This window comes from Pseudoroseomonas cervicalis ATCC 49957, assembly GCF_000164635.1.
Lineage (GTDB): Bacteria > Pseudomonadota > Alphaproteobacteria > Acetobacterales > Acetobacteraceae > Pseudoroseomonas > Pseudoroseomonas cervicalis.
The window spans coordinates 1,627,733-1,631,739 of the sequence record NZ_GG770777.1; the positions used below are offsets into that span (position 1 = coordinate 1,627,733).

At 76.2% G+C, this 4,007-nt stretch carries 3 protein-coding genes; 1 reads left to right on the forward strand and 2 read right to left on the reverse strand.

What is annotated here, in order from left to right; translation table 11 throughout:
- Window positions 1-483: flagellar protein FlbT (locus tag HMPREF0731_RS07030; RefSeq protein WP_007003366.1), on the reverse strand; the 483-nt coding region annotated here is incomplete at its 3' end.
- A 289-nt stretch (window positions 484-772) separates the two neighbouring features.
- Window positions 773-1,987, reverse strand: a complete 1,215-nt coding sequence (locus tag HMPREF0731_RS23080; protein ID WP_007003367.1) for an MFS transporter — start codon at window positions 1,985-1,987, stop codon at window positions 773-775.
- Between the two features lie 210 nt (window positions 1,988-2,197).
- Here HMPREF0731_RS23080 and HMPREF0731_RS07040 point away from each other — a divergent pair.
- Window positions 2,198-4,007: hydantoinase/oxoprolinase family protein (locus HMPREF0731_RS07040; protein ID WP_007003368.1), on the forward strand; the 1,810-nt coding region annotated here is incomplete at its 3' end.

Below are 4,007 nucleotides of genomic sequence, written 5' to 3' on the forward strand. Positions count from 1 at the left end.
GGCCCCCGGGCAAGCACCGGGCGACGCGGCGGGCAGCGGGTCCGACAGCGGGTCGGGCAGTTGCGGGGCGGCATAGGCGGCGGCGCCCGGCATGGCCGCCAGCACGGCATCCTCGTGCTGCATGACCCGGCGCACCAGCTTCAGCGCCTGGTAGCACTCATCCTGCTCGGCCTGGGCCAGGGCGCTCTCCAGCAGCCCGCGCGCCAGGTTGGAGGTGGTGGCCTGCTGGAACTCGGCGATCAGGTCGCGCGCCAGCTCCAGCCCGCGCTCGCGCTCCTCCTCATTGCCGATATAGGCGGTCTGCAGCGCGAAATAGATGCGCCGCGCCGGGGTGGTGGCGGCGTCGGGCGGCATGATCTGCTTGCCGAACAGGAAGCGCGCGCGGCTGGTCAGCTCGATCCGGGTGCGGTTGCGGAAGCGCAGCGGGGCGCCGTTGACGACCAGAAGATCGCCCTGGCGCAGCTCGAGCACGAGAGTGGACATGGAGGGGCGGTTTCCCTGGCAGGGCGGGGGGAGGGAAAGCGCGGCGCGCGGCGGCCCTGGGCATCGGGGGCCAAGGCGTCCGGGGCTGGAGCTTCCGGGGCCGGGTCGTCCAGGCGGGCCGGGTCGGGCTGCGGACCATCGAGGCTCCTGCCACCAGGGTCCGGCCTTGCCGGCCCGTCCCGTCCTTCCCGGGGGCGCCGGGCCGCCGCGCTTGCGCGCCGCGCCGCCCTGGGGGCGACGCTGTTTCACCCTGTGTTGCGGGAGGTGAAGTCGCGGTTAAGGCCGCGCCTCAGCCGGGGCGGCGCAGCAGCAGCAGCGCGCCGGCGACATCGTGGCCGCGCTCCTGCCGCAGCACGCTCTCCTGCCCGGCCAGCAGGCCGAGCCCGGCGGCGGCGCAGAGGCCGCGCAGATGCGGCAGGGCGTGGCGGTAGCGCAGCCCCTCCCCCAGCGCATAGGGAGAGACATCGCCGGTCTCGACGCTGAAGGCGGCCAGCCCGCCAGGGCGCAGCGCCGTGGCGATGGCCGCCAGCGCCGGGCCGAGATCGCCGAGATAGTTCAGCACATCCGCCGCCGCGATCAGGTCGTAGCTGGCCGCGCGGGTGGGCAGGAAGTCCAGCAGGTCGGCCTCGTGCAGCGCGGCGTAGCAGCCGGTGCGCGCCGCCGCGGCCAGCATGCGCGGCGAGAGGTCCAGCCCCTCCAGCCGCCGCGCGAAGGGCGCCAGCGCCAGGCCGGAGAGCCCGGTGCCGCAGCCGAGATCGAGGATGTCGAGTGCCCCGGCTGGCGCCACACCCTGGGCCGCCAGCAGCGCGGCGAGCGCCTGCGGCGTGCGGTAGGCCAGGCGCCGGGTCAGCTCCTCGTCGAAGCGCGGCGCGTACTGGTCGAACAGGTCGCGCACATAGGCGGCCGGGGCGCGCTCCGGCGCGGCGGCGGCGGGGGCGTGCTCGCGGTCCAGCCGCTGGCGGAAGGGCTGCGCCAGCAGGATGGTCAGCAGCGTCACCGCGATGACGGCGCCGAGCGCCACGCCCAGCCCCTGCGCCAGCACCAGCGGCGCCACCACCAGCCCGGCCAGCGCGCCGCCCAGCGGCACCCCGGCCTGCTTGATCGAGAAGATCAGCGTGCGATGGCGGCGCGGCGCGTGGCGGATCAGGATCTGGCTGCCGGCCGGGGTGTTCGGCCCCAGCCCGAAGCCCACCGCCAGCGCCCCCAGCAGCCCGAGCAGGCCCACCGGCTGCGACAGCAGCAGCAGCCCCGCCGCCATGCAGGCCAGGCCGATCTGCAGCGTCCGCACCGGGCCGTGATGCGCCAGCATCGGCCCGCCGCAGGCCAGCGACCAGCAGATGCCGGCCGAGGTCAGGGCGGAGACCAGGCCGATGCTCTCCGGCGCCAGCCCGGCGCGCGCCATCAGCGGCGGGCCGAGCAGCGGGATGGCCAGGCTGGAGAAGGAGCTGACGGTCTGCACCAGCAGGGTCGCGACCAGCGCGCTGGCCCATAGCGGGATGCTCAAGATCGGTGTCCGCCCTCGCTTCGCCCGGTCCTGAGACGCCGCCGGGCCTGGCGCCGATTGTGTCCCGCCCGGCGCCGCTTGCCCAGGGGGTGGGGGCCGAGGAGAGGCGCGCCACGACCCATGCCCGCCGGTTATGGGCTGCGGCCATAGCTTGCGTGGACGCCGCCCGCCCCCCGGCCGCACAGTCGCGGCGGCTTCTTGAGGTGCCGCATGCAGGTGATGATCGGTGTGGATATCGGCGGGACCTTCGCCGATTTCGTGGCCCTGGAGACGGGGAGCGGGCGGGTCTCGACGCTGAAGGTGCTGACCACGCCGGCCGCGCCGGGGCAGGACGTGGCCGAGGGGCTGCGCCGCCTGGCGGCGGAGGGGCTGGACCTCGGCGCGGTGGGCCGCTTCGTGCACGGCACGACGGTGGGCGTGAACACCATCATCCAGCGGCGCGGCGCGCGGCTGGCGCTGTTCACCACCGCCGGCTTCACCGACCTGCTGGAGCTGGCGCGGCTGCGCATGGCCGACCCCTACAGCCTGTTCTGCGAGCGCCCGGCGCCGCTGGTCCCGCGCGAGCGGGTGTACGGCATCGACGAGCGCATGGCCGCCGACGGCACCACGCTGCGCGCCCCACGCGAGGCCGAGGTGGAAGCCGCCCTGGCGGCGGCGCGCGCCGATGGCTGCGAGGGCATCGTCGTCTCCTTCCTGCACGCCTGGCGCGAGCCGCGGCACGAGATCGCGGTGGCGGCGATGATCGCCCGGCTCGACCCCGGCATGACCGTCTTCCGCGGCAGCGAGATCTGGCCCGCCATCCGCGAATACGAGCGCACCACGACGGCGGTGCTGAACGCCTATGTGCATCCGCGCACCGCGACCTATCTGGACCGCGTGGCGGCGGAGCTGCGGCAGGCCGGCATCGCCGCGCCGCTGCTGCTGACCACCTCGGCCGGCGGCACCATGACGGCCGAGGCCGGCAAGCGCGACTGCGTGGGCATGCTGCTCTCCGGCACCGCCTCGGGCGTGGTGGGCGCCGGGCTGGTGGCGCGCGCGGCGGCCGAGCCGGCGGTGCTGACCCTCGACATCGGCGGCACCAGCGCCGACATCGCGCTGCTGGAGGAGGGCCGCCCGGCCTTCGCCACCGGCCACGCCATCGGCGAGTTCCCGCTGGCCATCAGCACGGTGGCCGTCACCTCCTCCGGCCAGGGCGGCGGCTCGGTGGTGTCGGTGGACGCGCAGGGCGTGCTGCAGGTGGGGCCGGAGAGCGCCGGCTCCACCCCCGGCCCGGCCTGCTTCGGGCGCGGCGGCGCGCGGCTGACGGTGACCGACGCGGCGCTGCTCTGCGGCCTGCTCGGCCATGGCGCGCTGGGCTTCGGCGCCATCCGACCGGACCCCGCTTTGGCCGAGGCGGCGGCGCGGCCGCTGGCGGCGCAGCTCGGCCTCGATATCCCGGCCCTGGCGGCCGGCGTGCTGGAGGTGGCGATCAGCGGCATGCTGGTGCCGATCGAGCAGCTGCTGGCCCGCGCCGGGCTGCATGCCAGCGAGCTGACGCTGATGCCCTTCGGCGGCGCCGGCCCGATGCTGGGCGCGCTGACCGCCGAGGCCGCCGGCATGAGCCGCGTGCTGGTGCCGGCGGTGCCCGGCACGCTCTGCGCGCTCGGCGCCCTGGCCGCCGACATCCGCCGCGACACCCTGCGCACCGTGCTGCGGCCGCTCACCCCCGAGGGCTGGCCGGCGCTGCGCGCCATGCTGGAGGCGCTGGCCGGCGAGGCCCGCCAGGCGGCCGAGGCGATGGCCGGCGGCGGCGAGACCCGCATCACTCTGGCGGCCGATCTGCGCTATCACGGCCAGTCCTTCGAGCTGACCGTGCCGCTGCCGCCCGAGGCCGATGGTGGGGCCGAAGCCCTGGCGGCGCTGTTCCACGCCGCGCATGAGAAGGCCTTCGGCCATGCCGAGCCGGGCGCGCCGCTGCAGGTGGTCAGCCTGCGCGCCTCGGCCTTCCGCCCGGCCCCGGCGATCGAGCTGCCGCGCGCCC